The sequence below is a fragment of the Gelidibacter sp. genome (assembly GCF_039916245.1).
GTDB lineage: Bacteria > Bacteroidota > Bacteroidia > Flavobacteriales > Flavobacteriaceae > Gelidibacter.
The window spans coordinates 1-26,918 of record NZ_JBDSLS010000177.1 but is presented as its reverse complement, the minus strand read 5'-3'; the positions used below and the strand labels follow the sequence as shown (position 1 = coordinate 26,918).

Annotated in this window: 20 protein-coding genes; 7 read left to right on the top strand and 13 right to left on the bottom strand. The window is 36.8% G+C overall.

The genetic code is table 11. The features are described 5' to 3' along the window. Window positions 1–1,478 (bottom strand): YifB family Mg chelatase-like AAA ATPase (locus ABIQ28_RS09690; RefSeq protein WP_348036708.1); only part of this gene is annotated, 1,478 nt, incomplete at its 3' end. A 273-nt stretch (window positions 1,479–1,751) separates the two neighbouring features. On the opposite strand from ABIQ28_RS09690, the gene ABIQ28_RS09685 reads away from it, so the two are divergent. Beyond that, window positions 1,752–3,221, top strand: coding sequence for a DASS family sodium-coupled anion symporter (locus ABIQ28_RS09685; protein ID WP_348036706.1), 1,470 nt, complete (start codon window positions 1,752–1,754; stop codon window positions 3,219–3,221). A gap of 248 nt (window positions 3,222–3,469) precedes the next feature. Here ABIQ28_RS09685 and ABIQ28_RS09680 read toward each other — a convergent pair whose 3' ends face one another. From ABIQ28_RS09680 to ABIQ28_RS09660, 5 genes are all read right to left on the bottom strand, one after another. Beyond that, the gene (locus ABIQ28_RS09680; protein WP_348036704.1) at window positions 3,470–4,435 is read right to left on the bottom strand and encodes an alpha/beta fold hydrolase; all 966 of its coding nucleotides are present in this window, start codon (window positions 4,433–4,435) and stop codon (window positions 3,470–3,472) included. A gap of 88 nt (window positions 4,436–4,523) precedes the next feature. Then, on the bottom strand, window positions 4,524–6,146 hold the full coding sequence (ade, locus tag ABIQ28_RS09675; RefSeq protein WP_348036702.1) for an adenine deaminase: 1,623 nt from the start codon (window positions 6,144–6,146) through the stop codon (window positions 4,524–4,526). Beyond that, window positions 6,147–7,457, bottom strand: coding sequence for a tRNA lysidine(34) synthetase TilS (tilS, locus tag ABIQ28_RS09670; RefSeq protein WP_348036700.1), 1,311 nt, complete (start codon window positions 7,455–7,457; stop codon window positions 6,147–6,149). It lies immediately after the preceding gene. Continuing rightward, on the bottom strand, window positions 7,457–8,092 hold the full coding sequence (locus ABIQ28_RS09665; protein ID WP_348036698.1) for a hypothetical protein: 636 nt from the start codon (window positions 8,090–8,092) through the stop codon (window positions 7,457–7,459). Before ABIQ28_RS09665 ends, tilS begins: the two co-directional genes overlap by 1 nt. A gap of 19 nt (window positions 8,093–8,111) precedes the next feature. After that, window positions 8,112–9,401, bottom strand: coding sequence for an anthranilate synthase component I family protein (locus ABIQ28_RS09660; RefSeq protein WP_348036696.1), 1,290 nt, complete (start codon window positions 9,399–9,401; stop codon window positions 8,112–8,114). Window positions 9,402–9,482: 81 nt separating this feature from the next. On the opposite strand from ABIQ28_RS09660, the gene ABIQ28_RS09655 reads away from it, so the two are divergent. The 3 genes from ABIQ28_RS09655 (at window position 9,483) to ABIQ28_RS09645 (ending at window position 12,623) form a co-directional block, all read left to right on the top strand. Next, window positions 9,483–10,373, top strand: coding sequence for an aldose 1-epimerase family protein (locus tag ABIQ28_RS09655; RefSeq protein WP_348036694.1), 891 nt, complete (start codon window positions 9,483–9,485; stop codon window positions 10,371–10,373). 112 nt (window positions 10,374–10,485) lie between these two features. After that, window positions 10,486–11,838 (top strand): DEAD/DEAH box helicase, encoded by a 1,353-nt coding sequence (locus ABIQ28_RS09650; RefSeq protein WP_348036692.1) that lies wholly within the window; start codon window positions 10,486–10,488, stop codon window positions 11,836–11,838. A 5-nt stretch (window positions 11,839–11,843) separates the two neighbouring features. Beyond that, window positions 11,844–12,623 (top strand): S1/P1 nuclease, encoded by a 780-nt coding sequence (locus ABIQ28_RS09645; protein WP_348036690.1) that lies wholly within the window; start codon window positions 11,844–11,846, stop codon window positions 12,621–12,623. 626 nt (window positions 12,624–13,249) lie between these two features. On the opposite strand, the gene ABIQ28_RS09640 is transcribed toward ABIQ28_RS09645, so the two are convergent. Further along, window positions 13,250–13,606 carry a hypothetical protein gene (locus ABIQ28_RS09640; protein WP_348036688.1) on the bottom strand — a complete coding sequence of 119 codons (357 nt, stop codon included), beginning with the start codon at window positions 13,604–13,606 and terminating at the stop codon, window positions 13,250–13,252. Between the two features lie 306 nt (window positions 13,607–13,912). Here ABIQ28_RS09640 and ABIQ28_RS09635 point away from each other — a divergent pair, with 306 nt between their 5' ends. Then, entirely contained in the window at window positions 13,913–16,153 is a 2,241-nt protein-coding gene (locus ABIQ28_RS09635; protein ID WP_348036686.1) for a carboxypeptidase-like regulatory domain-containing protein, read from the top strand. Window positions 16,154–16,298: 145 nt separating this feature from the next. Continuing rightward, the gene (locus ABIQ28_RS09630; RefSeq protein ID WP_348036684.1) at window positions 16,299–16,688 is read left to right on the top strand and encodes a heavy-metal-associated domain-containing protein; all 390 of its coding nucleotides are present in this window, start codon (window positions 16,299–16,301) and stop codon (window positions 16,686–16,688) included. Between the two features lie 214 nt (window positions 16,689–16,902). Here ABIQ28_RS09630 and ABIQ28_RS09625 read toward each other — a convergent pair whose 3' ends face one another. From ABIQ28_RS09625 to ABIQ28_RS09600, 6 genes are all read right to left on the bottom strand, one after another. Next, on the bottom strand, window positions 16,903–18,258 hold the full coding sequence (locus ABIQ28_RS09625; protein ID WP_348036682.1) for a tyrosinase family protein: 1,356 nt from the start codon (window positions 18,256–18,258) through the stop codon (window positions 16,903–16,905). A gap of 20 nt (window positions 18,259–18,278) precedes the next feature. Then, window positions 18,279–20,108, bottom strand: a complete 1,830-nt coding sequence (locus ABIQ28_RS09620) for a fibronectin type III domain-containing protein (protein WP_348036680.1) — start codon at window positions 20,106–20,108, stop codon at window positions 18,279–18,281. A 1,047-nt stretch (window positions 20,109–21,155) separates the two neighbouring features. Continuing rightward, window positions 21,156–21,518, bottom strand: coding sequence for a hypothetical protein (locus tag ABIQ28_RS09615; RefSeq protein WP_348036678.1), 363 nt, complete (start codon window positions 21,516–21,518; stop codon window positions 21,156–21,158). 522 nt (window positions 21,519–22,040) lie between these two features. Continuing rightward, complete coding sequence (locus ABIQ28_RS09610) at window positions 22,041–22,661, bottom strand: MarC family protein (RefSeq protein ID WP_348036676.1); 621 nt, start codon at window positions 22,659–22,661, stop codon at window positions 22,041–22,043. A gap of 507 nt (window positions 22,662–23,168) precedes the next feature. Further along, complete coding sequence (locus ABIQ28_RS09605; RefSeq protein WP_348036674.1) at window positions 23,169–24,761, bottom strand: FMN-binding glutamate synthase family protein; 1,593 nt, start codon at window positions 24,759–24,761, stop codon at window positions 23,169–23,171. Window positions 24,762–24,988: 227 nt separating this feature from the next. Beyond that, the gene (locus ABIQ28_RS09600; protein WP_348036672.1) at window positions 24,989–25,546 is read right to left on the bottom strand and encodes a DUF308 domain-containing protein; all 558 of its coding nucleotides are present in this window, start codon (window positions 25,544–25,546) and stop codon (window positions 24,989–24,991) included. A 419-nt stretch (window positions 25,547–25,965) separates the two neighbouring features. Here ABIQ28_RS09600 and ABIQ28_RS09595 point away from each other — a divergent pair, with 419 nt between their 5' ends. Continuing rightward, window positions 25,966–26,592 carry a DedA family protein gene (locus tag ABIQ28_RS09595; RefSeq protein WP_348036670.1) on the top strand — a complete coding sequence of 209 codons (627 nt, stop codon included), beginning with the start codon at window positions 25,966–25,968 and terminating at the stop codon, window positions 26,590–26,592. The last annotated feature ends 326 nt before the right edge of the window (window positions 26,593–26,918 follow it).

Sequence of the window (26,918 nt, the reverse complement as noted above, 5' to 3'; positions counted from 1 at the left end):
CCGTTTAAATCAGCCACACCTTCTAAGTCAGCGATGGTTCGTGATACTTTTAAAATACGATCGTACGCTCTGGCAGACAGATTTAACCGTTCCATGGCCGTTTTCAGCAATTGCAAGGAAGCGGCGTCCAACTTACAATGTTCGCGAATTTGCTTGCTATTCATTTGAGCGTTATAATTGACACTGTTACTTTCCTCAAAACGTTTGGTTTGTCGCTCCCTTGCCAAGGTCACACGCGCTCTAATATCTATGGACGCTTCGCCTTTGCGTTCGTCGGAAAGTTTCTCAAAAGGCACCGGCGTTACTTCAATATGAATATCAATTCGGTCCAAAAGCGGCCCTGAGATTTTACTTAAATAGCGTTGCATTTCTGCAGGCGATGACGTTACGGGTGCATTTGGATCATTGAAATAACCACCCGGACTCGGATTCATACTCGCCACTAACATAAATGACGACGGATAGGTTACCGTAAATTTAGCGCGTGAAATCGTCACTTCCCGATCTTCCAAAGGTTGGCGCATGACTTCTAAAACGTCACGTTTAAATTCGGGTAATTCGTCCAAGAAAAGTACGCCGTTATGGGACAAGGAAATTTCTCCAGGTTGCGGATAGCTGCCACCGCCAACTAAGGCGACGTTGCTAATCGTGTGGTGAGGACTTCTAAAAGGGCGCTGCGACATCAATCCAGTGTTGTCTTTAACTCGGCCAGCCACGGAATGAATCTTGGTAGTTTCCAAAGCTTCTCGCATGGTCATGGGCGGTAAGATACTTGGCAGACGCTTGGCCAACATCGTTTTTCCTGCTCCTGGAGGTCCAATCAAAATAATATTATGTCCACCAGCAGCGGCGATTTCCATGCAACGTTTGATGGATTCCTGCCCTTTGACATCTGAAAAATCGAATTCTGGAAAATCTAAATTTTTATAAAACTCTTCTTGAACATTAATTATAGTCCGCTCAATCGGTATGTTTTTATCAAAAAAATCAATAACCTCTTTGATATTTTCAACACCATACACTTCCAAACCAGCAACTATGGCCGCTTCTTTCGCATTTTGCATGGGGAGGATAAAACCTTTATAGCCTTCTTCTTGAGCCTTAATTGCTATTGGAAGAGAACCTTTAATGGGTTGTAAATTCCCATCTAAAGACAACTCGCCCATAATCAAATACTCCTCTAAATTTTCAGCTTGAATTTGTTCAGTGGCGGCTAAAATACCAATAGCCAACGTCAGGTCATAACTGGAACCTTCTTTGCGTAAATCGGCAGGCGACATGTTAATGATGATCTTTTTGCCAGGGATTTTATAGCCGTTATTTTGAAGTGCTGCTGCAATTCGGAAGTTACTTTCCTTGATGGCATTGTCAGGAAGTCCAACCAGATGATACCCAACGCCATTATCGCAATTGACTTCTACCGTAATTGTTGTTGCCTCAACACCAAATACAGCACTTCCAAAAACTTTTTTGAGCATAGTCGATTGATTTTGATAAATGTAGGTAGAATGATTTGAACTTCAAAGTGGAAAATCAGCATCTAATAAATAAGTGATGACAGCGATTTTACAACCTTTAACTTCCACTGGTCAGATAATCAGATGCTAAAATACTGAAAAACGATAATTCTGCGCACTCGAAATTCATGTCTAATTCCTTAAAACCGCATAACGTATTCATTTATGGGAATACTCAAAAATTTCCCTGATGGATATCAAAAAATCATATCTTAGTCGCATCAACCCAACTATATGAACAACATTAAACGCATCGGTTTCCTCTTAGGACCTCTATCATTTATCCTGATTTTATTGTTTTTTAAGCCTGAAGGATTATCTCCAGAAGCCAGAGCTATATTGGCATCCACAGCTTGGATAGCCCTTTGGTGGATTACCGAAGCGATTCCGATTGCAGTTAATGCCTTATTGCCGATTGTGCTTTTTCCATTATCTGGCGGATTGGATCTGGGTACGACCACCGAATCTTTCGGACATAAATACATTTTTTTATATATGGGCGGATTTATCATCGCCATCGCGATCGAGAAATGGAACCTTCATAAGCGGATTGCGCTCAATATCATCAATGTAATTGGCTCTGACATCAAGAAAATAATTCTCGGGTTTATGGTGGCCACGGCATTTTTGAGCATGTGGATTTCCAACACAGCTACAGCTGTGATGATGTTGCCCATCGGTATCGCCATTATCACACAACTCAAGGATAATCCGAATACCATTGAAAACGAAACGCGTTTGTTTGGAAAAGCGCTCATGCTCGCCATTGCGTATAGTGCTTCTATTGGCGGGATTGCAACCTTGATTGGGACGCCTCCCAACTTAGTTTTGGCAGGTGTAGTCTTAAATACCTACGGATATGAAATTACCTTTTTACAATGGTTTATGTTTGGATTTCCCATCTCTGTACTATTGCTTTTAATCTGCTGGAAATATTTGACCACATATGCCTTCAAATTTGAACAGAAAGAATTCCCTGGAGGCAAAACTGAAATCAAGCGCTTATTAAAAACCTTAGGAAAAATCACTTATGAAGAAAAAATGGTGGCTATTGTTTTTGGCACCACCGCATTCTTTTGGATTACGCGTTCGCTTCTTTTTGATAAATTAATTCCGAAATTGGATGATACGATTATTGCCATCATTTTCGCCATTGTATTGTTTCTTATTCCTTCTAAAAACAAAAAACACAAACTGATGGCTTGGGAAGATGCTGTGAAATTACCTTGGGGTATTATTTTACTTTTCGGTGGTGGGATGGCCATTGCCAGCGGATTTGAAACGAGCGGCTTAGCAGTTTGGTTGGGGAATCAAATGACGACTTTTTCAGGTCTATCGACTTTTCTTCTTATTTTAATGCTCATTACAGCGGTCAACTTTTTAACCGAAATCACTTCCAATTTGGCCACTACGGCGATGTTATTACCTGTATTGGCGCCGATGGCTATGACCGTCGATATCCATCCGTTTATTTTGATGGTCGCGGCTGCGGTTGCTGCGTCTTGCGCATTTATGTTACCGGTGGCAACGCCTCCTAATGCGGTTGTTTTTGGCTCTGGTTACCTGAGGATTCCGGATATGGTCAGCAAAGGGTTTATGATGAATATTATATCGATTATTGTTTTGACTTTGTTTGTGTATTTCGTCTTGCCTATCCTTTGGGATTTGATACTAGAAGGGTTTCCGGAAGATTTTAAAAGTTGATTTTTTTTGACACTAATTTCACTAATTAACACAAACGACTCCATTTCAATAGAACGCTGACCTGCCCGTCCGTTCAGGCGGGTGACGCTGATTTTTGCTGATGTTCACTACACGTTATTACACAGAGTTACACGGAGATTTCACAGAGTCTCACGGAGAATTTTGAATATGCTGGTACTCCTACCAATCCCTAACACCTCATTCCTAATGCCTTTTTTCTTTGTGTCTCCCCGCCTCCGCGAGAAATTTTAATTCTTATTAATTTCCTTCACAAACTCCAAAGCGCGTTTCTCATTATAATAAACCCCGCCGCGCTGAATAAAGCCGACATGACCTCCATATTGTGGCATTTCTAAATACAGATTGGGATTGTTTTTTGCGTCTTTTACAGGAAAGCATTCTGGGGTTAAAAACGAATCGTTCAAGGCGTTGATGATAAGGCTTGGCACTTTCACATGAGGCAGAAACTGAAGACAACTGCTTTTTCTATAATAATCTAAGGCATTTTTGAATCCGTGGGCTCTTGAGGTATAGACTTCATCAAAATCGTGCAGCGTTTTGATGGTCTTAATTTCTTCTAGAGATAATTTATCGGGAAACTTAGCCTGTTTTACTTTCAGACTTTCTATCAAACTATCTCTAAATCGGTCATGAAAAGGTTTATTCAAAAAACTGTGCAATTGTTTCGAAGAATGTTCCAAACTACAAGGCACGGAGACTGCGATACATCCTTTAACTTCAGATGGCAGATCATCGCGTTCGCCCAAATATTTTAATGCCATATTTCCACCTAAACTGATACCTTTCAGATAAACTTCAGTATAATTTTTATCCTTGATCGCGTGCATCACAATGGTATGCAAATCGTCCGTTGCGCCAGAATGGTAGGCATAATACTTTCGGTTGGGTTCGCCGCTATTTCCCCTGAAATTGACACTAAGCGCATCAATCCCATTTTGATTGAAGAGTTTTGCTGCACCTGTGAGATAAGGTCGTTGGGCATGACCTTCCAATCCGCTGAGTAAAATAATAACCTTATCGGATTTTTGATCCGCGTAACTCCAATCTAAATCGATAAAATCGCCATCTGCCAATTCCATCCGTTCCCGCGATTGTTTTATTTGGACTTTTCGGATCAATCCGGAATATACGGTGGCGACAAATGCTTTTCTGAAATAGAAAGGTGGTTTAAATGTGGAATCGATAATGGGCATTAGGTTGTATGTTGTTTAGATGTTTGTTATTAAGTTGGATGCATTCCGCAGAGTTTCCCTGAGGAATTACAGAGATTCACGGAGTTTTTTATTCGACTGCAACGCTGGTAAACTTGAAGTCCTTTCCATTGAATAAACCTTTATCGCTGAGTTTTAATGCTGGGATTACTAAAAGTGCCATAAAAGATAAAGTCATATACGGTGTTTTCAAAGTACTTCCCAACTGTTTTGCCATCTCGTCTAACGCAGCATATTGTTTTCCTATGGTTTCACCATCTTGATCGCTCATGATTCCTGCAACTGGTAAGGGCAAAATCTGTACTTCAGAATCAGAAACGGCACAAATTCCGCCTTTGTTTTCAATCAGCAAATTCACGGCTTTACAAATGGCATCATCTGAAACGCCGACCGCAATAATATTATGTGAGTCGTGACCTACAGAACTCGCAATCGCACCGGTTTTTAATCCGAAGTTCTTAATAAACGCCATAGAAGGCGGCTGATCTTGATAACGATTAACCACGGCCATTTTTAAAATATCCTTTTCTAAGTTTGACACGAGATTGCCATCTTCAATCAAACTATCAGCTATCATTTCATTGGTAACCAATTGACCTTCCAAGGCTTCAATCACACGGATTTTTTTGGAGGCAGATTCAAATTTAAAATCGCCTATTTCCTTTTTAGAGGTATTGAAATTATTGAGATTTTTAAAAGCTATTTTCTCAATGAGAGAAGTTCCGTTATCATATACTAATTGGCCGTCAATATAGGTTTGCAAGGTTTTAAATGTTTTTAAATCATCCACAACAATCATATCAGCTGCATCTCCTACATTTAAAGTACCTACATCCAAACCATAATGTTTTATAGGATTGAGGCAAGCCACTTGAAGAATTTTAAAAATATCCATGTCTTTTGCAACAGCTCTCGCACACAGTTTATTGATATGATGCAATAGTAAATCATCAGGATGTTTGTCATCGCTACAAAACATCATGTTCTCATAATGTTCGGGCAGTAAATCGATCAAGGATTCAAAATTTTTGGCGGCACTTCCTTCTCTAATCAGGATTTTCATGCCTTTTTGTAGTTTTTCCAAACCTTCTTCATAGGTAAAACACTCGTGATCGGTGGTAATTCCTGCGCTAATATATTTTGTTATGTCATCCCCTAAAACTCCGGGTGCATGACCATCTACAGGTTTATTATGATGTTTTGCCCAAGCGATTTTTTTCATCACTTCAGCATCGTCAAAAAGCACTCCTGGATAATTCATCATTTCAGCCAAATACTTAATGTCCGGATTTTCGAGTAGTTTTTTGACGCCTTCAGCATCTATAATAGCGCCCGCCGATTCAAAATCAGTCGCCGGCACACATGAAGGCGCACCGAAATTGAATTTAAACGGGACTTTTTTGCCATTGGCAATCATAAATTCGACACCTTCAACACCCAGAACATTTGCTATTTCATGCGGATCAGACACTGTCGCCACGGTACCATGTTTTACTGCTAAAGGCGCAAATTCACTGGGCACCAACATGGAGCTTTCAATATGGATGTGTGCATCTATAAAACCTGGGAGAATATAGTGATCAATATTGTGATGCATCGCTTCAATGCGCTCTATTTTCCCATTTTGAATAGTGACTTCGCCTCTAAAAATTCGTTTGTTATGGATATCGACTATTTGACCTTGCAACTTCATTTATCGTAATTCTATTTTTAAAATATTGGTGGTGTTTTCTGTGACTTTAAAACGGTCATCAGCTCGTTTTCCGATGACCCAAACGACCTCTTCTCCAGAAAAAAGAATCCAAATATGCTCCTTTTCAATTAAAGACAGTTTTTCATCTTTAAAATATTTGCTCAACTTTTTCTTGCCGTTCATTCCCAACGGATAGAAGACATCGCCTTCCTGCCATTTCCGAAGGGTTAAAGGAAATTTCACTTGATCAGCATCGGCATAAATAGTATTCTTTGAGGTTTCTGAGATCGCATCAACTTGGTCGAAAAACAAATGACCAACTAACGTTTTAACTTCTCGATCTTCTATTAAGATTGAAATGGGATTTTCTTGAGATGCTGAATCAATTTCGCTCAGCAACAAAAAATCGCGATCTTTTAGCAATCGATGGGTTGAAGAAAACACTTGTTTTCCGGATTGGGCATCCAATAAATGAACCACATCATGCCACGCCGTAAAATTAAAATCCTTTAATAATTGGTAGAGATAGGCTTTGGGATTGGAGAGCTTTTTTATTTTTTTAATGTTCAGTTTTATCTGATTATCGGCCACTTCAACAACTTTTTTCTGCACTTCAAGAACGGCATCTTCAATAAGATCCTGACTGTCTTGCAAATTGGAAATAGTGGTTTTAAAATTTTGAAGCAGCTGCGGATTCATCTGTTTTAAAATCGGAATAATATCATGGCGTAATTTATTCCTCAGATATTTTGTTGACGCATTGCTGCTGTCTTCTCGCCATTTCATATGTTCAGAAATGGCATATTTCTCAAGCGTTTCTCTTGAAAACGGCAATAAAGGCCGTACGATTTTGTCCGATACTTCAGGAATTCCTGTTAAACCTTCCAATCCGGTGCCTCGCGTTAAATTGATCAGGAAAGTTTCAAGATTATCATCGACATGATGTGCGGTTAGGATATAATCAAAATTTAGCTGTTCTGCCAATTCAGAAAACCAATTATAACGCAGTTCACGAGCAGCCATTTGAATTGAAATGCCTTCTTCTTCGGCATAAACTTCTGTTTCAAAACTTTCTATAAAAATCTCCAGTTCTAAATCTTCTGACAACGCTAACACAAATTCTTCATCGGCATCACTTTCTGCACCTCTTAAATTAAAATTACAATGTGCAAAAGACACTTTTAAATCTAATTTATGGCATAAATGTGCTAACACCACACTGTCCAATCCACCAGAAATCGCCAAGAGCAATCGGCTATCTTTAAGAAAATCTAAATCTGCGTCGAGATGTTGTCGAAAAGCCTGTAACATTAGTTGAATTTTAAATTGTCGATCATTTTATGAAGACTTTCTTTTTGAAGATCATCATTATATGAAATGACCATAGCAATGGCAAATCCGTTATCAAAAGCTACAAAAAACTCTTGCGTGATGTCATAATCTGGACTAAAAACTTCCATGCTGGCAAATTCTTTACCGCCAATAGTTATAGAGTTGGGCTTCTCTTTGTAAACAAAATTCAACGGCCCTGAGTCCAGCATACTTTTAGTTTCATTAATATAATCTTTCGGCGTCTTTATCTGCGGTAAACTTTTAAGATTTTCCGCATTGATAATCAATGAAGGATTAAACTCAGAAACCGTCCCCTTTGGAAACTTAAATATGGCAAACAACTCCGCAAAATTAACTTCGGATGCTTTCGAAGTTGCTTTCAAATTTTCATTATCCCCATTCACAAACTCTCGAACTTGTTCAGTCATTTCGGTCATTTGTTCTCTTGATTTAGGGCTCCAATCTTTGTTATAGGACAATTCTAAATTGAAAAACTTATTGCTGTAGACGCCGTTCTCAATTGTACCATAATCAAAGTTTTCTGGGATTTTATTTTCTTCCTTACAAGACGATAATAGCAAAACAACACACAGACTTAGGATAATTGTTTTCATAGTTTTCTATTAAATATAGTTAGTTTTCTAACACTTCTCTCATCGCTTTCGCCTTGATCAAGCATTCCTCATATTCCTTTAAAGGATCACTTTTGGCAGTAATGGCGCCACCTACGGAATAAGAAACATAGTGGTTTTCGGCATTATATAAGATACTTCTGATGACGACGTTAAAATCGAAATCGCCAGCTGGATTGAAATAACCAATAGCGCCAGAATACAATCCGCGTTTGGTTTCTTCAAGATCTTCAATGATTTTCATGGCAGAAACTTTCGGCGCTCCTGTCATGCTCCCCATCGGGAAAGTACTTTTTAAAATAGATACTGGAGCTGTTTTTTCGTCAACAATTGACGTGATCGTCGAGATCATTTGATGCACTTGCTCAAAGGTGTAAACTTCACAAAGTTCTTCGACCCTCACACTGCCTTTAATAGCGGTATGTGATAAATCATTGCGTACTAAATCGACAATCATGATATTTTCACTGCGTTCCTTCAAATCATTTTTGAGCTCTTGTTTTGAATTATCATCCGCAATAAGATCTGTTGAACGTTTTGCAGTTCCTTTAATTGGTTGTGAAATTACTATCGTATCCTTCTTTTTCAAATAACGTTCTGGAGATGCTGATAAGGCATAATTATGATGATTTTTGAAAAACGTAGCAAATGGTGCTTTTGAAATGGCATTCAACTTTTGATAGGTTTCAAAGGGATCAATGGTTGTATTTTCAGCATAAAATTCCTGACAAAAATTAGCCTCATAAATATCGCCTCTGTGGATATGTGCCAGCATTGCATTGACCTTTTCAAAATACTGATCTTTGGTCACTCGTAAATTGATGTTGATTTTCTCTAAAACGACAATATTTTCAATGTTGGATAATTCTTCGATTTCTTTCAAATCAGATTCAAATTCGTCGTCCACCATCCTCAGATAGTGCATGTCCACTTGATCGCCTTTGATCAAAACTATTTTTTTGGGTTGAAAAAAGAACAATTCCGGAAAGTTTAAACCGTCAAAATTAGTCGATTGTAGATTTTCGAGATCATTTTTTAAATCGTAAGTCAAATAGCCGAAAATCCAATCATTAGTCAGGGTTTGATATTCCTGCAATTTGTCAAAAGCTTGCTGACTATCTGTAGAAATGCAGGTAAACGCATCGACCGCCAAAACCACATCATAATCGCTGTATTTTTGATCATGACTGTTGGAGTCCAACCAAACGACTTCTTCAAATTGCTGACTCCATTGCAAGAGCTGGCTTTTAAAGTTTGGCGTTTTTATCGTAAAAGTATGCTGTGTTCTCAAAATTCAATTTTCCGAAGTAAAGTTAATGAGATTCTACAAACTAAATCAGAAGTTCGTATTTTAGTTGAAAATATCAAAACCATGTTTAGCTTAAAAAATGCGCTTTTAAAAATATCCGTTCATCCGGTGGGCGCCGAATTACGAAAAATTTCTTCTGTAAAAAATGTTAATGAGTTTATGTGGAATGGTAATCCGGATATTTGGAATGGTCATGCACCCAATTTATTTCCTATTGTTGGTGGGTTAAAAGATGGTGAATATCTACATGGAACGGATATTTATAAACTATCTAGGCACGGATTTGCCAGAAACAACGACGATTTTGTGCTTTCCGAAAAAAACAATGATCAGCTTACGTTCACATTGAAATATTCAGAAGAAACTTTACTAAGTTATCCTTTTAAATTCGAATATTCAGTGTCCTATGAATTGTTGAAAAATACAATAAAAATCACTTATGAAGTAAAAAATATTGATGATAAAACCATTTATTTTTGTCTTGGTGGTCATCCTGCTTTCAAATGTCCTGTGTATCCTGATGAGAATTATGACGACTACAATTTGAAGTTTGAATATCCAGAAACTTCTCAAACACACTTACTTAATTTGAATACCGGTTTGTTTACCGGTCAAACAGAAGCTACATTTAATACGCCAAACACCATTGACCTCAATTACCATTTATTTGATAAAGACGCGCTTGTTTTTAAGGATTTAAAATCGAAGAAAGTCACCTTGGAAAGCAAAAAACATGGCGAAATTTTGAGTGTTAAATATCAAGACTTTCCTTTTCTGGGAATTTGGGCAAAACCAAATGCCGACTTTGTATGCATTGAACCTTGGCAAGGTTTGGCAGATTCTGAAAACAGCAATCAGATTTTAAAGGACAAAGAAGGGATTGTAGCTTTAGAGAAACATAAGACCTACTCCGCCTCGTACACCATCGAAATACACGAAACGCATTTAGTATAAGTTGAATTTTAGCTTTAACTTTGCAGCTTGGAAAAAAGTACAAAGTACGAAGTACAGAGTTCTTAATACTTAATTCTTGATACTCTAATAACATCTTAACAACAAACACACCTTGAGTTTTAAAAACCTAAATTTAAATACCCCGTTATATAACGCCTTAGACGATTTAGGGTTTACCACACCTACTCCTATTCAGGAAGAAGCTTTTAATGTGGTGGCTTCCGGTAAAGATGTGGTAGGAATTGCGCAAACTGGTACTGGTAAAACCTATGCCTATATGTTGCCCATTCTTAAAAATCTGCCGTTTGCAAAACAGGACAATCCGAGGGTTATGATTATGGTTCCCACTCGGGAATTGGTCGTTCAAGTGGTTGAGGATATTGAAAAACTTACTAAATACATCAACGTCAGAGTCCTTGGGGTTTATGGTGGCGTAAACATCAACACTCAAAAACAAGCTATTGCACAGGGATTGGATATTGTAGTCGCTACTCCAGGTCGTTTATTTGATTTGGCGGTTAGCCACGTGCTACAGTTGAAATCCATTCAAAAAATGGTCATTGATGAAGTGGATGTCATGCTCGATTTAGGTTTTAGACATCAGCTTTTAAATATTTTTGACATCTTGCCTGAGCGTCGTCAGAACATTATGTTTTCAGCAACCATGACTGATGATGTTGATGAATTAATTACCAATTTTTTTACAGCTCCAGTAAAAGTAACCGTTGCAGTTTCGGGAACACCTTTGGAAAACATCACTCAAGAGCGTTATAATGTACCTAATTTCTATACCAAAGTAAATTTGTTGGAACATTTGCTTCGCGATAAAGAAACCTTCAACAAGGTCTTGATTTTTGTCGCTTATAAAAAAATGGCCGATCTTTTATTCGACAAAATCGAAGAGATTTTCCCGAATGAAGTTTGTGTCATTCATTCCAATAAAACTCAAAACTATAGACTTCGAAGCATAGAGCAGTTTAGAGAAGGTACTAATCGCATCTTGATTGCTACCGATGTAATGGCGCGTGGACTGGATATTGATCATGTGAGTCACGTTATCAATTTTGACACGCCACACTTTCCAGAAAACTATATGCATCGTATCGGTCGAACCGGTCGTGCTGAACGCGAAGGCCATGCCCTTATGTTTTCTACGGAAGTGGAACAGGAATTTGTGTCATCTATTGAGGACTTGATGCAAATGGAAATTCCATTAAAAGAAATCCCTGAAGACGTTACCATTTCTACCGATCTTATTGAAGAAGAACGTCCGCAGAATAAAGAACGCAACAATCCTATAAAGCGACGTGATGAGGATATTGCTGGCCCCGCTTTTCATGAGAAAAAAGAAAAAAACAAAAAAGAAAACTTAGGAGGATCCTACCATCGAGATCTAGCCAAAAAATATAAGAAGCCTAAAACGAGAGGTGATAAAAATTTTAATAAAAGAAATAATAAAAAATAGTAAAAATGCCATCTAGATTCCTTTACATTTTAACAACGTTTATCCTTTTTAGCTTCAATAGTCAAGCTGCTTTAAAATGGGGTGCTACAGGACACCGCGTTGTGGGCGCTATTGCCGATCAATACATTACAAATAAAACGAAACGCCAAATAAAAAAGATATTAAACCATCAATCGTTGGCCTTGGTGTCTACTTTTAGCGATGATATTAAATCAGATCCACGTTATAAAGAATTTGAATCTTGGCATTATGTGAATATGGACTTTGACCAGACTTATGAAACCTCCAAAAAGAATCCGGCAGGCGATTTGGTCACTGGAATTGCCTATTGCAAAACCGTTATTAAAGATCCGAATGCCACAGATGCCGACAAAGCATTTTATTTAAAAATGTTAGTGCATCTCGTAGGCGATTTGCATCAACCACTGCATATTGGTCGTTTAGAAGACCGCGGCGGGAACGATATTAAAGTACACTGGTTTTATAAAGACACCAACCTTCATAGAGTTTGGGACAGCCAAATGCTTGATGGTGACAAGATGAGTTATAGCGAATTTGCTGCAAATGCAGACTTCCTTTCAAAAAAACAAGTCAAGTTTCTTCAACAAGGTTCTGTTATTGATTGGGTTAATGAAACTCAAAATCTGGCCAAAACGATTTATGCTTCCGTTGGGCCAGGCGAAAATTTAAGTTATGCGTATTCTTATAAATTCATGGACGTAGCACGCAGCCAATTGCAAATTGGTGGGATTAGATTAGCGAAGGTCCTGAATGAGTTATTTTAGTTCGAAATAAATATTCTGAAAATTAAATCATAAAGCTCTGCTTAATCGAAGGGCTTTTTTTATGAATAATTGAGCGCGTTTGAATTGAAGTTAGTCTAATGCCTCTTTTTTAAACGCAAGGGGCGTAATGGATTTTCGCAAAAGATCGCCAAGAAATTTTATAACCTTGCGAACAATGCGCTTTTGCTTTGGGTTTAAATTAGAGTGCTCCATTTCGTTTAAAGTTTCTTTTTAAACAAAAGCCGCTCTAAGGTTTTTCGCAAAGAACGCTATGAAATCTTATAAACCATACGCTTTTGCCTTGAAACATGATAAATAAATGAATTGTGATGGTCCCAACGAAACCCTTAATAGCCCTTAACTTAATGGTTTGGTTTTTAATTTTTGAAGCATTAAGAAATTTACGTGGTGTTTATTTTAATCGAACATTTATAAGGCATTTGAGTTTTTGCGATTTCCTTGACAGCCCATTTTTAAATGCAAGGCACGAAAATACTTTTCGCTAAGGTTCCGCTGAAATTCCAAAATATTCTCATAAACACAATATTTAGGATTGATCTGTTCAATTTAATATGGTCTTAGAATCTGACATGAAGTGAAGAAGTTTTTTTCGCTACCCGCCTCAATCAATCTTCATATTTAGTAGTAATATATAGAATTCCGTTTTGAATACTATCTATGAGATAAGAAACATTTTTCACCTCATTAACGGGTATTTCCAAATATCTGGCAAAATTGACACCGCCAACTGAACAATAAATTAAAGAATCATCTTTTAAAGGGTCAAAATTCAGAACTTGATATTCGGAGGTGTCTCTCGGTTTAAGATCTTGAAAATTCATTGAAAATAACATCACGTTAGTAAAATGTTCTTCACTGAGATTTATTACCCTTATCTTGGTTTTTTGTACCTTATGAATCCCTTCTTTGCTTGAACAAAAAGCACAAAGTCCCAATACCCCTACAATAAGCAAAATTTTCATCGGATTAAAGAATTAAGTAAAAGCTTTAAATTACTGCCGGCTATAAAATAAGGATTAAATATAAATATTTTAAATGCCTTGGCCATAGCATTTTATAGTAATAACCAAATAACTTTTGTTTATGCTATATTTTAAAAAATTTGGGATATATTTATCTTTAAATATTGATGTGCACTTGAGTTTATCCAACATTAATCTGCCGAATAAAATGAGCCTAGAATTATTACAATAATAAAAGTACTTCAAGTAATTTCTTTTGGAAACAGCTCTCTAGCTTAAAAAAATAGCACAGTTAAAATATCTGACATGAAAATTTCTTTTTTTGTTGTATTACAATTATTGAGTTCTGGCCTATACAGTCAAGTAAATATAACAGGAACCGTTTTAGAATTTAACAATACTCAGAAGGACAAAGTGCTATCGGAAGTAAATATTGTATGGCTAAATAGTACGATAGGCACGACTACCAATTCTAAAGGAGAATTTAGCCTCGCATTTAACAAAGAATTTAAAAAACTTGTTGTGAGTTATGTAGGATATAGAACTGATACCATAATTGTTAATAGACCAAATTTGGGAAAAATATGGCTACATGCCAATTTGGACCTAGAAGAAGTGGTATTGAATAAAAAAATAAACTCCATCAGAAAATCGTTATTTAATGTACAAAATGTAGTGACTGTAGATAGCAGGGAAATGTTAAAGGCGGCATGTTGTAATTTGTCCGAAAGCTTTGAAACGAATCCTGCCGTAGATGTAAACATTTCAGATGCCGTTACCGGAGCCAAGCAAATCCAGATGCTAGGTTTAAACAGTCCCTATTTATTGTTTACCCAAGAAAATATACCATCTATTCGGGGTGCTTCTCAAATATATGGACTTTCCTTTATTCCAGGTTCTTGGACAGAAAGCATTCAAATTACCAAAGGTTCTGGAAGCGTTGTGAATGGTTTTGAGAGTATTTCCGGCCAAATAAATAGTGAATTGGTAAAACCATTAACTGATAGGAATGTTTTTTTGAATATGTATGCTAATAATTATGGACGGTATGAGCTAAATGCGCGATACAATAAGAAATTTTCCAATAAATTAGCGACTGGATTGTATGTACACTCAAATCTTAGAAATGGTGTAATAGACCGGAACTCTGATAATTTTTTGGATGCTCCGCTTGCGAAGCAACTGAACTTTATGAATAGATGGCAATTTTTGGATCCTGAGAAAGGATGGGTCAGTTTCTTTACAGCGCAACTCCTATTCGATGAAAAACAAACTGGGGAGAAAAACTTTGATTCAAAAACAGATAAATTCACAAACAATGCATGGGGAAGTGAGGTGAAATCGAACAGACTCGACCTCTCTGCCAAGGTGGGCTACGTTTTTCCAGAATTACCATATCAAAGCTTTGGATATCAAACGGCCTTTAGCTATCACGACCAAAACTCCTATTACGGTTATAATATATACGATATTCAACACACGTCCTATTATTCAAATGCCATTTTTAACAGTATCATCGGAGGTTCGCACAATAAGTTCAAAACAGGGCTCAGCTTTACCTATGATCATTTTAACGAAAAAGTAAACAACCACAACTTTGACAGACAAGACAATTCATTAGGCGCCTTCTTTGAATACACCTATGATAATCTTGAAAAACTGAGCTTTGTTGCAGGAATTAGAGCCGACAATCACAATAGGCTAGGGAGTTTTATTACGCCTCGCTTGCACGTACGACATTCCCTTTGGAACAAAGCCAGCCTACGGTTCTCTGCTGGCAGAGGAAAAAGAGCTGCCAATATATTTGCTGAAAACCAGCAACTTTTTGCTTCCTCTAGGGCAATACATATTATTCCCAATAATGGAAACCTCTATTCTCTAAATCCAGAAATTGCTTGGAATACCGGTCTTGGTTTTGTCCAAAAATTATATCTATGGAACAGGGCAATGGACTTTTCAGTAGATTACTATATAACTGATTTTAAGGATCAGGTCATAGTCGATTGGGAAAACCCACAGGAAGTATCCTTCTATAACCTGAAAGGAAAGAGTATTTCAAAAAGTTTACAAGTAGATTTAAATTATGAAATAATCCAAAATCTTAACGTTAGACTCACCTATAAATATTATGATGTGAAAATAAACTACTTATCTGGTACATTAGAAAAACCATTGCAGCCAAAACATCGTTTTTTCACTAATCTAGGTTATGAAAGCATCAAAAAATTTAGAGAAGGCCAATGGAAAATGGATTTCACTCTACATTGGACAGGTGAACAAAGGTTGCCAAACACCTCGACAAATCCTGTAGAATATCAGCTTGTTCCATTTTCTAAACCTTATAGTATTATAAACTCCCAACTAACGCGGGTCGTTAATGAAAAGCTAGATCTTTATTTAGGAGGCGAGAACATGGGAAATAGTGTACAAAAAAAGCCTATCATTAGTGCCCAGGATCCGTTTGGCCTTTATTTTGACAGTACTATATTATATGCTCCGGTATTAGGAGAAACCTATTACGTTGGGTTTAGATACAAACTGAGATAAAATCCATCTTTAAAAGATACGCCTGCAAATAAGAAAATGACTCATTGGATATTTATAATCAAGACAATGAGAGTTATGCTCAAAACACTAAATCATTATTCAAGTAATAATAACTATTTTTTAAAAAACGAAAAAAAAAGAAATTATGGGAAGATCAATCAACATTAAAAGTATATTCTTAATCGTCACTGTTTGTTTTTTGAGCATTAATGTAAATGCCCAGGGTAAGGACAAAAACAAAAAAATAAGTATCGAGGTTAAGGGAAACTGTGGTATGTGCAAGTCGCGAATTGAAAAAGCTTCATCGCATGTAAAAGGAGTAAAATATGCCAATTGGGATATTCCCTCAAAGCAGCTGACCTTGATATTGGATGAAAATAAATGTACGCCTCTTGATATTAAAAAAGCAATAGCTTTAGTAGGACATGATTCAGATACAGAAAATGCAAGCGACAAGGTCTATAACAACCTACCTCCTTGTTGTAAATTTAGAGATCCCAATAGCTTGCATATGGACCACAATAACAAGCATTAAGAAGCTATTATATAAATAAGATTAACCTTTTTTTGGTTCCATAAAAGACCGCTTTAAATTGTTCAAAATAACGAAAGTGTCTCAATACTTCCGGAACCCTTGTAAGATTTGAATATTTGAAGATCATTCTTGAACAGGAGACCGAGAAGAAAGTATGAAAAAAACCGTTTCAATCAATTCTGAGACGGCTTCGTTATTTTAAGTTTTATGCGTATTACATTTTTATAACGCGCTTCGCCAATAGAATTTTGCCATCCGCATCTACCACACTTATAACATAAAAGCCAGGGGAAAGTCCATATAATTTATTTATAATTATGGTATTAGTATTATGAAAGGCTTCCTCTCTAATCACCCCCCCCATCATATTGTATACCGCTACAGTACAATTGGTATTCTTATTGAGCTTAATGGTAATCTTATCTGAAAATGGATTTGGATAACTGTCTATAATTATAGGTGTATCATCTTTATTATCTTCCTCCCATATAATTGCGGTGTTGATGTTTTCATCATAATTATATGGGTTTTTCGCTCTAACTTTGTTTTGAGGCCTTTGCTGAGTAGTGGCAACATCTATGGATGCAACAAATTTAGAGCCAGAATCTGCCACAAAACCAGGCAGTAATTTGATTTCGTTTACCGACTCGATTCTACAATTTGCACCCTCTGGAATAATAAAATTGTTACCAACTTCTATCCGATATTGGTAATAAAAAATCTCTTCAGGTCTATACGTATTGCTCACAATATAATTGTTGAGTTTTGCCAATCCGTCAGATCCATAGAAAACTCCCAATGACCTCGTATCTGTAATGTCGTTGGGATTTACCAAGGGCAAAGTTTGTCCATTGAAAACATAAGTCCCATCATATCGTAACATGGAAGTGGTTATATATGCGGAATTATGATGGATTTCTTCCCAATTGTACCAAATAAAATCGGCATATACATGATGGAAATAAAATATAGGATCTCTTGGTGATAAAGGAGTGGGCATTGCACCTCCTGTCCAAACATGTGCCCCTCTATGAACGTTTCTCCTTTCAAACTCATTAGAAAACTGGAAGAAATTTGAAATACCATACAAAACGCTTACCTCCGATGGTGTAGGCAGTGGACCATCATGCCCTAGCCTTCTACGCAAATCCCAATTGGTATTAAAACTGCCCATGAAATTTTCATCCCATAGAGCCGAATTCAAGGCTTGATCATTTGTAGTATTCCAAAACGCTAGGCTTATTTTAGGATTTATATTTTGTACCGCCTGCTCCATTTCGAACATTTGCCGTCTATGCCAAGCCAAAAATATCTCACGCTCCGCTTCGTCGGGAAGATTAAAGTGCAAATCCAGACGTGTTGGATCAATGGTATTGTCAAAATTAAAATATTGGCTATGAAAAACGGCCAGATCATTAAACAAATCAGGTCCATTCCTTAATTCATAAAAAGCATTTACAAGTGCAGTCTTCTCATAATTGGTCATTTCCTGATAATTCTTCCGAATACTTTGCGCGCTTAAGCTATGGGCAAAACATAAAAGAATTAATATTCTATAAATCTGTTTCATCTTTAATTTAGCTGCTAAGCTTATTTATGGTTTTCTTTAAAGAATTGCTCCAACTTCATTAATTTATCGGCAATTGAATCTATTCGCTTATTTTCTTGTTCCAGTCTCTGTATCTTCTTTTCTTGATCTATAGCATACAAAGTGAGCTCTTCTATTTTTCGCAACAATTTAGCATTCATCTTTCCTATGTCTATACCCTCTTTTGCTACCTCTTGGGCACTCGGCATATTTAGTAAATACCCTTTTTGCAGAATGTGTTTCTCTACCTCTTTTAATGAAGGCAGTATATAATCTTCTTCAAAAACATAATCAGGCCAGTTTACCTTTAATTTCACATTCACTTCTTCAGCAACCATTTTTCCCGCCACTGCAAGCCTATATCCATGTGTATCGACAGTGCCAATTCCCACGTTTCGATCTGCGAACAAATCCCTTGCCTTCCAATCCACAGTTATTAAGTTTGAGTTTTCAGAAGTATAATCAATTATTCCGGCACTACCAGTTGTGGTAACATTTACGGTGTTGCTCGATGGTGAAACATTCCCCGCGGCATCCCTAGCCGTTACCGTAAAAGAATAGGCAGTACCCTGTGTAAGCCCTGTCACATTAAAGTTAGTTGCACCGGTAGTTGTACCTACACTTGTGCCGTTCCTTAATATCGTATATCCCGTAACACCAACATTGTCCGTTGATGTTGTCCATGAAAGGTTGGTTGTAGTGTTAGTTGTACCGCTGGCAGTCAAATTACTTGGTGCCGTAGGAGCTTGGGTATCTCCCCCTAATAGTGTAGTTACGTTTGCAATATTACTCACTTGGGAAACGTTCCCTGCGGCATCTCTGGCAGTTACCGTAAAGGCGTAGGAAGTACCCTGTGTAAGTCCTGTTACATTAAAGCTAGTAGCACCAGTAGTTGTACCTATACTAGTGCCGTTTCTCAATATGGTATATCCAGTAACTCCAACATTGTCCGTTGATGCCGTCCATGAAAGGTTGGTAGTAGTAGTAGTTGTACCGCTGGCAGTCAAATTACTTGGTGCCGTAGGAGCTTGGGTATCTCCCGCTAACAGTGTAGTTACATTAGCAGTATTACTCACTTGGGAAACATTCCCTGCGGCATCTCTGGCAGTTATCGTAAAAGAGTAGGAAGTGCCTTGGGTAAGGCCTGTTACATTAAAAGTAGTAGCACCAGTAGTTGTTCCTATACTTGTGCCGTTTTGCAAAATAGAATATCCAGTAACTCCAACATTGTCCGTTGATGCAGTCCATGAAAGATTGGTAGTAGTGGTAGTTGTTCCACTGGCAGTTAAATTACTTGGTGCCGTAGGAGCTTGGGTATCTGAAACCCCAGTAGGAAGAATAGAAACATTGTCTATAAGAATTGTATTTCCTGCAATCAGCTTTGTGGCACTACTATTAGTATAAGCTACTATTGTAGGATTTGTGGAAGTGGCCGTTACATTAAATACATATTCCCTCCAAACAGTGCCCGATATTGGAGTGGTATCCCATCCAGAGAGACCTGTCCAAACCGCAAAAGCACCGCTAGAATTATTATTTACTCTAGGTCCATATTTAGCCCAAATACGCACTGTATAGGCTTGTCCTATGACTGCCGAAAAACGATAACTCACTGTTCGCCCGTCATTGGCTGTAGATACAGCCTTTATTGCATAACTCCCCAGCTGTGGATCGCTGGAGTCGGAGGTCAATGTGGCCAATCCGGTCCAACCAGACGTACTGTTAGCTTCATTATTAACGGATGCGGCATTGGCGCTGCTATGCAAATCTTGAGCGCTAAGTCTGGCCGTTAATGCAAAAACAAGGACAGTTAAAAACTTAGTTAAGTTCATTTGAAAAATATTTACGTGAAACAAATTTAGGGGAGTGGCTATTCAACTTCAAATTTAATTATAGTTTCACGAAAAACCATTTTAAATCGCTGAAATGCAATTAATTAAGCACAAAATACAAACTCTCTGAGTTCTTATCAGATCAACGTCTAGAAAAATTTAAAAACAATATTAAGCATACCTAAATCTAATCAAAAAATAAAAACAACACTTCAAATAATTAAATTTAGTAAAGTGGATTCTCCAATTTAAAGAACTTAAATTCTCACATTTATGACCATTAAAAATGACCTCTGCTGTTAAATGGGATTCTCTTAACAACAAATCAATACCTTAAATTCGGTTAATATTAAGATTATAATCAGTGTCTTTTCATACTGTGATGTACAGGTTTTAAAAAGTTTTAATAATCTTCTTCATTTCCCCTATTTTATGGGTTCGGCAAAAAAAATGTTTCATAGAAGCTGCCATTTTTGGTTCCGAGAAGAACGCCCCATGGATCTTAAGTACCATGAAGCATTATGAAAACAGGGCTTTCAGAAAGAAAGATGGTTCTTTTAATATTACGGTATTGCCTGGCATCATGAAAGCGCATATACAATTGACGAGATATATTAAAATAATGGATGCAAATGAAGTACTACAAGTAACACATTTAGAAAAAAATAAGGATACATTCTGGTTATATCCTTTCGGTTATTTTAGTCCCAAGGATATAGAAACGGGGAGAATTTCGGCAACGAGAAACACCTAAACCATCCATCATTTTGCTAATTCTTTACTGCATACAACATCAGAAATAAGACGTAAAACAATGGACGTAATAGGCATTGGACGGACAGAAAAAATCATTGCCTCGCTCCGATTAAGACAACTGCAGACTTTCTAAAAGTCTGTTTGGTCAAAAAACAGGATAAAACTGTCAGAATAATTTTCGCAGAAAAGACCACAATTATTCCCGAAAGTTAGTTTCTAAATTCAGAGAAATCTTTTCAAAGAAGGACAGCCTTTTTCAAATTTGGAAAAGATTGACTTCAGAAAAGACTTTTAAAGGGTATGGTTCCAATCTCTGATCTCGTTATTGACATCCTCACGATTTCTGTTGGTACGTTTTGCAATTCGACCGGTCATGTTATCGAAATCACCTGATTCGTAATCTAAATCTTCATCAGTGATATTGGGATATTTTTTTCTGTAGTCCGATTGGATGTTTTTCCATTGCGTTTCTTTTCTAAGATGGGAATCCTGATTACCTTGACGTGTGTTTTCGTCGTAGCTGACTTCCCCCTGAACGTCATTGGTCAATTTGTTCATGCGGTGGTTAATATCATGAAGACGTTCTGGATCAGGAATCTGAAGCTTAACGTCTTGATCTTTATCGTTTTTACGATTATGTTTTTTCGCGCTCATGAGTTTAGTTTTTATATTACTAATTCGTAAATTTCAATATTTACAGTAGATTTTTGATTGAGCGGTCTTAGTATAATTACATGAAGTTAGTTTTTTTTATCTGCGTTCTTGTCCTCATTAAATGAGACTTTTAACCCAAAAAAAAATTAACATACACCAGATTTATAAATGAACCTTTACGGTTCTAACTTATATAATTTTAATTTTTGATTCTGTTAAGCTCGGCAAAAGTGAATGGCTTCATACTCTAACAACACAAAATCCTATTTTGGTTGGTGGGCAACAATTTAAATAAGGGGACTTCAGAATAGGGAGCGCGTTTTTTCTGTTTTATAGGATATTTCCAAATTTGGTACCGTGCAATTTAACCAAGAATTTGAATTTTGTTAGGAAAGTCAAATTAAATCAAGTCGTTTAAAGGGACTAGGACAGCAGGTGGTATGAAGAAGGATTAATTGATTTCATACGAACACTCTATTTTCAAAAAAGCAAATATCATATTTCCATCTGTCTTAATTCTATTTAAGCCAGCAAGTTAAAAGACAGCTTAATGCCTTCGATGATCATTCCTGTACCAATAATGGCAATAATTAAACCCATTATTTTACCAATTACGGCAATTACATTATAACCTACCAGTTTCACAATATACTTGCTTAATCTAAAGGTCACATAGGTGATTAAACTCATGGATCCGAAAATAGCAATGACTAAAAACACCTGAATAGGCTTCACATTAGACACAAAATTCATCGCAGTCACGATGGTTCCAGGTCCCGCCAAAATTGGAATAGCCAAAGGTGAAACGGCAATATTTTCATCAATTTGTACTTTTTTAAGGCTTTTAATATTGGATTGCTTTGATTGTAGCATGTCAAAACCGATGTAAAATATAAGGATTCCACCAGTAATTTTAAACGCAGGAATACTGATATTAAACAATTCGAAAATATATTTTCCTAATAAAACAAAGACAAGTACAATTATAAAGGCAATAAAATTTGCTCTTTTATTGATATCCCTTTTTGTTTCTTCATCTGCACCTTGGGTTAAGGATAAAAAAACAGTCATGTTTGATATCGGATTGGTAATCGCAAAAAAGCCCGTAAATACGGTAATTGAAAATGTAATTAAGTTATCCATTTATAGTAAAATTTTATTCTTGTAAGAAATATAATTAATGATATAAATCCAAAGTAATTTCAAGTTATTTTGATTATTTCGTTAGATAACTTGATCTGACAATGTAACGCTTAGATTTGAAGAAAGGAGCATACAATCATAAAAAATATCAGTATTTTCCAGGAAAAGAATCAAGACCGCTTCGCTGTTAGAACCAAGAATTAAGACACAAACCGCAAAACACTTAAAACATAGCTTTTATCAATTTATATTTACCAGGAAATTAGTATTTTATTAGCATTTCCCAAAAATGAAAAATGATGACATTAACGAATATAATGTTGAAAATCCTTTATCAGCATTATCTTTTGAAGGCCGACGAAATTTTTAACCAGACAACAATAAAAAAATATTATAATCAGTAAATTGTTTGTCGTTCATTGCAAACCTTTTTAAAATCTGGTAAACGGTGATAGGTTCCAATGAAGACAATTACACATGAAAAACAAAACTGATATAAACTGCTTCTTATGGATGAACTCCCCAGCGTGTTTTATCGGCAAAAGCAAAATCCAGTTTATATTTCTCAGGGATCTCAGCATTAAGCATTGACCCTATTTTTATGGACGGAAATAATTCTTCATAGGTAATCATACTATTGAGGGAAACCCGACGATAAATATGAGAACGCCTTAAATTTTCCGTTTCCGTTACACCAGTTGCTCCCAGAAGTTCAGCGAAATTTTTAAGTGTTGTTTTATGATAATTAGCCACACGAATCTTTTTATCCTCAACAACCAATCCTCTGGTCAGTTTAGGATCTTGCGTTGTAATTCCGGTGGGACATCTATTGGTGTTGCAAAGTAAGGCCTGAATACAACCTAAGGCCATTTTCATACCGCGCGCTTGATAACAGCCGTCAGCCCCCAATGCAATAGCACGCACCATATGAAAAGCGGAAGTGATTTTACCAGAGGCAAGAATTTTAATATGTTGTCGAATATCCAATCCATTGAGGATATTGTGGACAAAATCGAGGCCATCAATCAATGGAGCTCCTACATAATTACAAAATTCCGGCGGTGCGGCTCCTGTCCCTCCTTCTCCACCATCTACAGCAATATAATCAGGGTAAATGTCCAGTTCTATCATCGCTTGACAAACAGCTATAAATTCACTTTTATACCCTATACATAATTTAAACCCAACGGGTTTCCCTCCAGATAATTCCCTTAACTGCTGAATGAATTTTACCATTTCCAAAGGCGTATCAAAAGCGGAATGATACGGTGGTGACACCACTTTAACAAACGGTATAATATGTCGTATTCTAGCAATTTCCTCGGTATTTTTCTCGGCAGGCAATATCCCACCATGTCCAGGTTTGGCACCTTGGGAGATTTTAAGTTCAATCATTTTCACATTTGGATGTCTTGACTTTTCGGCGAAAAGCTCCCGGTCAAATTTCCCTTCTTCATCCCGACATCCAAAGTAAGCAGTACCGATTTGCCAAATCAAATCTCCACCTTCTTCTAAGTGATGGTCACTCAAACCTCCCTCACCAGTATTATGGGCGAAATTCCCGATTTTAGCTCCAGCATTCAGGGCTTTAACGGCGTTAGCACTGATGGATCCAAAACTCATCGCTGAAATATTCAGGATACTGGCTGAATAAGGCTGTTTGCAATCCTTATTACCGATCATGAAGCGAGGATCATGGTTTAACGTATCAAAAGGCTTGGGCGACATTGTATGGCAAAGCCATTCATAACCCTCGGCATATAGGTCGAGTTGCGTACCAAAAGGAATGGTGTCTCGTTCGCCTTTTGCTCTTTGATATACCGTTGAGCGATCCACCCGATTAAAGGGACGACCATCAATATCAGATTCAACAAAATACTGATACACTTTTGGGCGTAATTCCTCCATTAAATAACGCAGTCTCCCCAATACGGGATAATTCCGCATAATGGTATGTCGGGTTTGAAAAAGATCATAATATCCCAAAACCGTCAGGATTACCACAATCCCAAAAAGAACATACCAATTTGAACTTAAAAAAACAGCCAACGCGAGGGTAATTAGTAGTGCAGCCGTCGAGGTTAAAAAAAAATTCCTCATAATCGAAGTGTTATTGAAATTAGAAGTTATATTTCAATAAAAGAATCTCATTTATCTAGAATTTAAAACTGACAATCAGTGATTCTTAGATGAAAATAGCACCTACAAATTACAGTTTAATTCTGAAATAGCAAGTCCTTCAGCTTAAATAAAAGTTGAGCATATTTTTTAAGAGGATTTCAACATCGTAAAGTCATGTCTAAACATTTCAACATCCTTGTTATTGATTATTTCAATCGATGCTGATACAAACTCCGCCCTAAGGTCACTCGAAAAACTCCTGTGATAATAAAGGCGATGCTTGTGGCATACACAATGGTATAAGTGCCAATACGAGGCCTAATTAAAATAAGCATACCCATGGCAATAATCAAAATCCCAAAAAACAATAACACAAACCAGGTAGCATATTCACTTCTTTTAACCTCCAGACTCAAAACAATATAAAGCATCCCCCTAAAAATAATCCAACTTCCTAATACTATGGGTAACAGTTGCATCGTCAATTCAATAGTTCCTAAAAAAACAAGGCCCACCATTGTATCAACGATTCCACCAAATAAATACCACCTCCAATTTTGAGAATAGGGTATGTTTTTGATGGCCCGCGTGATTTCAAATACCCCCGTTAACAAGATAGCAATCGCAAAAAACAAGCTCAAATGCACATAGTTTTCTTTTGGGACTAGCACAATACAAATTCCAAAAGCAATAAAAATGGCGCCCAAAATTATTTGAAGCCACCATAATTTAGTGTACACTTTGGTCAATAAACTTGTCCTCATTTGGCCATAAATTTACTTGGTTATTTTTCATCACGGATTTCACTGGGAAAAGGATAAAAACAACTTCCTTACTAGCTTTTTATGCAAAACCTTTCTCATAGTCTACGGTTCAAATTTAGAATGCTTCACGCTTATAAATTGCTACTTAAGTAGCACTTTAAGATTTTTTATTGGCTTAATATTGAACTACTCTTGTGAGGGAGATTTCAGCTGGAGATTTCAGCTATTGTGCTACCGTTTTTTCTTTAGTTGGAACCTCATTCCTTTTTTGAACATGACATAGAATAAAGAAACTAAAGACTTAGGATGTTTTATCGCAATAAATTGATCTTTATCAATACATAAAGTTGACGACAGCTTTGGTCATAAGCCCTCATAAAAGTGGCATTCATATTACCGATTAAAATTATCTTAGAATCATGCTAACAGAATTCACCATAAACCTTGATGAATGGTTGGACAACCTCTCTACATTATATCCTGTTGGTGTCTATTTCGTCATTTTTTTAATTATTTTTATGGAAACCGCTTTTTTTCCAATAGCACCGGTGCTTCCTGGCGATGGTCTGCTCTTTTTAATAGGGATTTTAGCGGCATCTGGTTCGTTAAGTTTTTGGATGGCGGCCATTACCGCCATATTAGGTGGTATCATAGGAAATATTGTAGCATACGAAATGGGGATTTATCTCTCGCCAAAGCACGGCACAAAAATAAGATGGCTAAAACACAAACGCTTTACCACCGCAAATAATTTTTATAATAAATACGGGATAAAAGCACTATTTTATTCTCGGTTTATCCCAATCATTCGATCCGTCGTACCGTTAGTAGCAGGGATTGCCTTTATGAACCATAAAACATTCGTAAAATACAGCATTCTCAGCGTGGCCTTATGGGTTTTTCTGATTATGACTGCGGCCTACTTTTTAGGTCAAATTGATTGGGTAAAAAGACACTTTACCGCCATCGTTTTAATTTTCACCTTGGTAAGTACATTGCCAATGTTTATCATGTGGATTAAAATCAAACTGTTGCAACTCAAATAAAACTTTGGAATGAAAGTAAGATTCGCGAAAAAATTAGTAAACACCATAATAACAACGTCTTATATTTGTGTTGATTTGTGATCGAGTTAGCTATCGGAAGCAATGGAATTAGCGGGTTTCAATCCTTTTCTTGATAATAAAACAAAAAAAAAAACCACCATGGAATTATTAAAAAGTACACTATCAGGGCAGGAATTCCCAAAATCTGAAATGATTCCTGCAAAGCAGATTAGGGAATCGATATTTAAACTTATCAAAAGTGAATATCCAAAATTTAGTAAAAATAGTGCGATATCAATTTCTGAATTAAACCATTACCGTCAAAA

What these genes read in the sequence shown, in the direction of transcription:
- ABIQ28_RS09595 (WP_348036670.1), top strand. Translation starts at nt 25,966, where the DNA reads ATGCTAACAGAATTCACCATAAACCTTGATGAATGGTTGGACAACCTC.
- ABIQ28_RS09640 (WP_348036688.1), bottom strand. Translation starts at nt 13,606, where the DNA reads ATGAAAATTTTGCTTATTGTAGGGGTATTGGGACTTTGTGCTTTTTGT.
- tilS (WP_348036700.1), bottom strand. Translation starts at nt 7,457, where the DNA reads ATGTTACAGGCTTTTCGACAACATCTCGACGCAGATTTAGATTTTCTT.
- ABIQ28_RS09665 (WP_348036698.1), bottom strand. Translation starts at nt 8,092, where the DNA reads ATGAAAACAATTATCCTAAGTCTGTGTGTTGTTTTGCTATTATCGTCT.
- ABIQ28_RS09635 (WP_348036686.1), top strand. Translation starts at nt 13,913, where the DNA reads ATGAAAATTTCTTTTTTTGTTGTATTACAATTATTGAGTTCTGGCCTA.
- ABIQ28_RS09620 (WP_348036680.1), bottom strand. Translation starts at nt 20,108, where the DNA reads ATGAACTTAACTAAGTTTTTAACTGTCCTTGTTTTTGCATTAACGGCC.
- ABIQ28_RS09685 (WP_348036706.1), top strand. Translation starts at nt 1,752, where the DNA reads ATGAACAACATTAAACGCATCGGTTTCCTCTTAGGACCTCTATCATTT.
- ade (WP_348036702.1), bottom strand. Translation starts at nt 6,146, where the DNA reads ATGAAGTTGCAAGGTCAAATAGTCGATATCCATAACAAACGAATTTTT.
- ABIQ28_RS09625 (WP_348036682.1), bottom strand. Translation starts at nt 18,258, where the DNA reads ATGAAACAGATTTATAGAATATTAATTCTTTTATGTTTTGCCCATAGC.
- ABIQ28_RS09600 (WP_348036672.1), bottom strand. Translation starts at nt 25,546, where the DNA reads ATGAGGACAAGTTTATTGACCAAAGTGTACACTAAATTATGGTGGCTT.
- ABIQ28_RS09630 (WP_348036684.1), top strand. Translation starts at nt 16,299, where the DNA reads ATGGGAAGATCAATCAACATTAAAAGTATATTCTTAATCGTCACTGTT.
- ABIQ28_RS09610 (WP_348036676.1), bottom strand. Translation starts at nt 22,661, where the DNA reads ATGGATAACTTAATTACATTTTCAATTACCGTATTTACGGGCTTTTTT.
- ABIQ28_RS09680 (WP_348036704.1), bottom strand. Translation starts at nt 4,435, where the DNA reads ATGCCCATTATCGATTCCACATTTAAACCACCTTTCTATTTCAGAAAA.
- ABIQ28_RS09645 (WP_348036690.1), top strand. Translation starts at nt 11,844, where the DNA reads ATGCCATCTAGATTCCTTTACATTTTAACAACGTTTATCCTTTTTAGC.
- ABIQ28_RS09655 (WP_348036694.1), top strand. Translation starts at nt 9,483, where the DNA reads ATGTTTAGCTTAAAAAATGCGCTTTTAAAAATATCCGTTCATCCGGTG.
- ABIQ28_RS09615 (WP_348036678.1), bottom strand. Translation starts at nt 21,518, where the DNA reads ATGAGCGCGAAAAAACATAATCGTAAAAACGATAAAGATCAAGACGTT.
- ABIQ28_RS09605 (WP_348036674.1), bottom strand. Translation starts at nt 24,761, where the DNA reads ATGAGGAATTTTTTTTTAACCTCGACGGCTGCACTACTAATTACCCTC.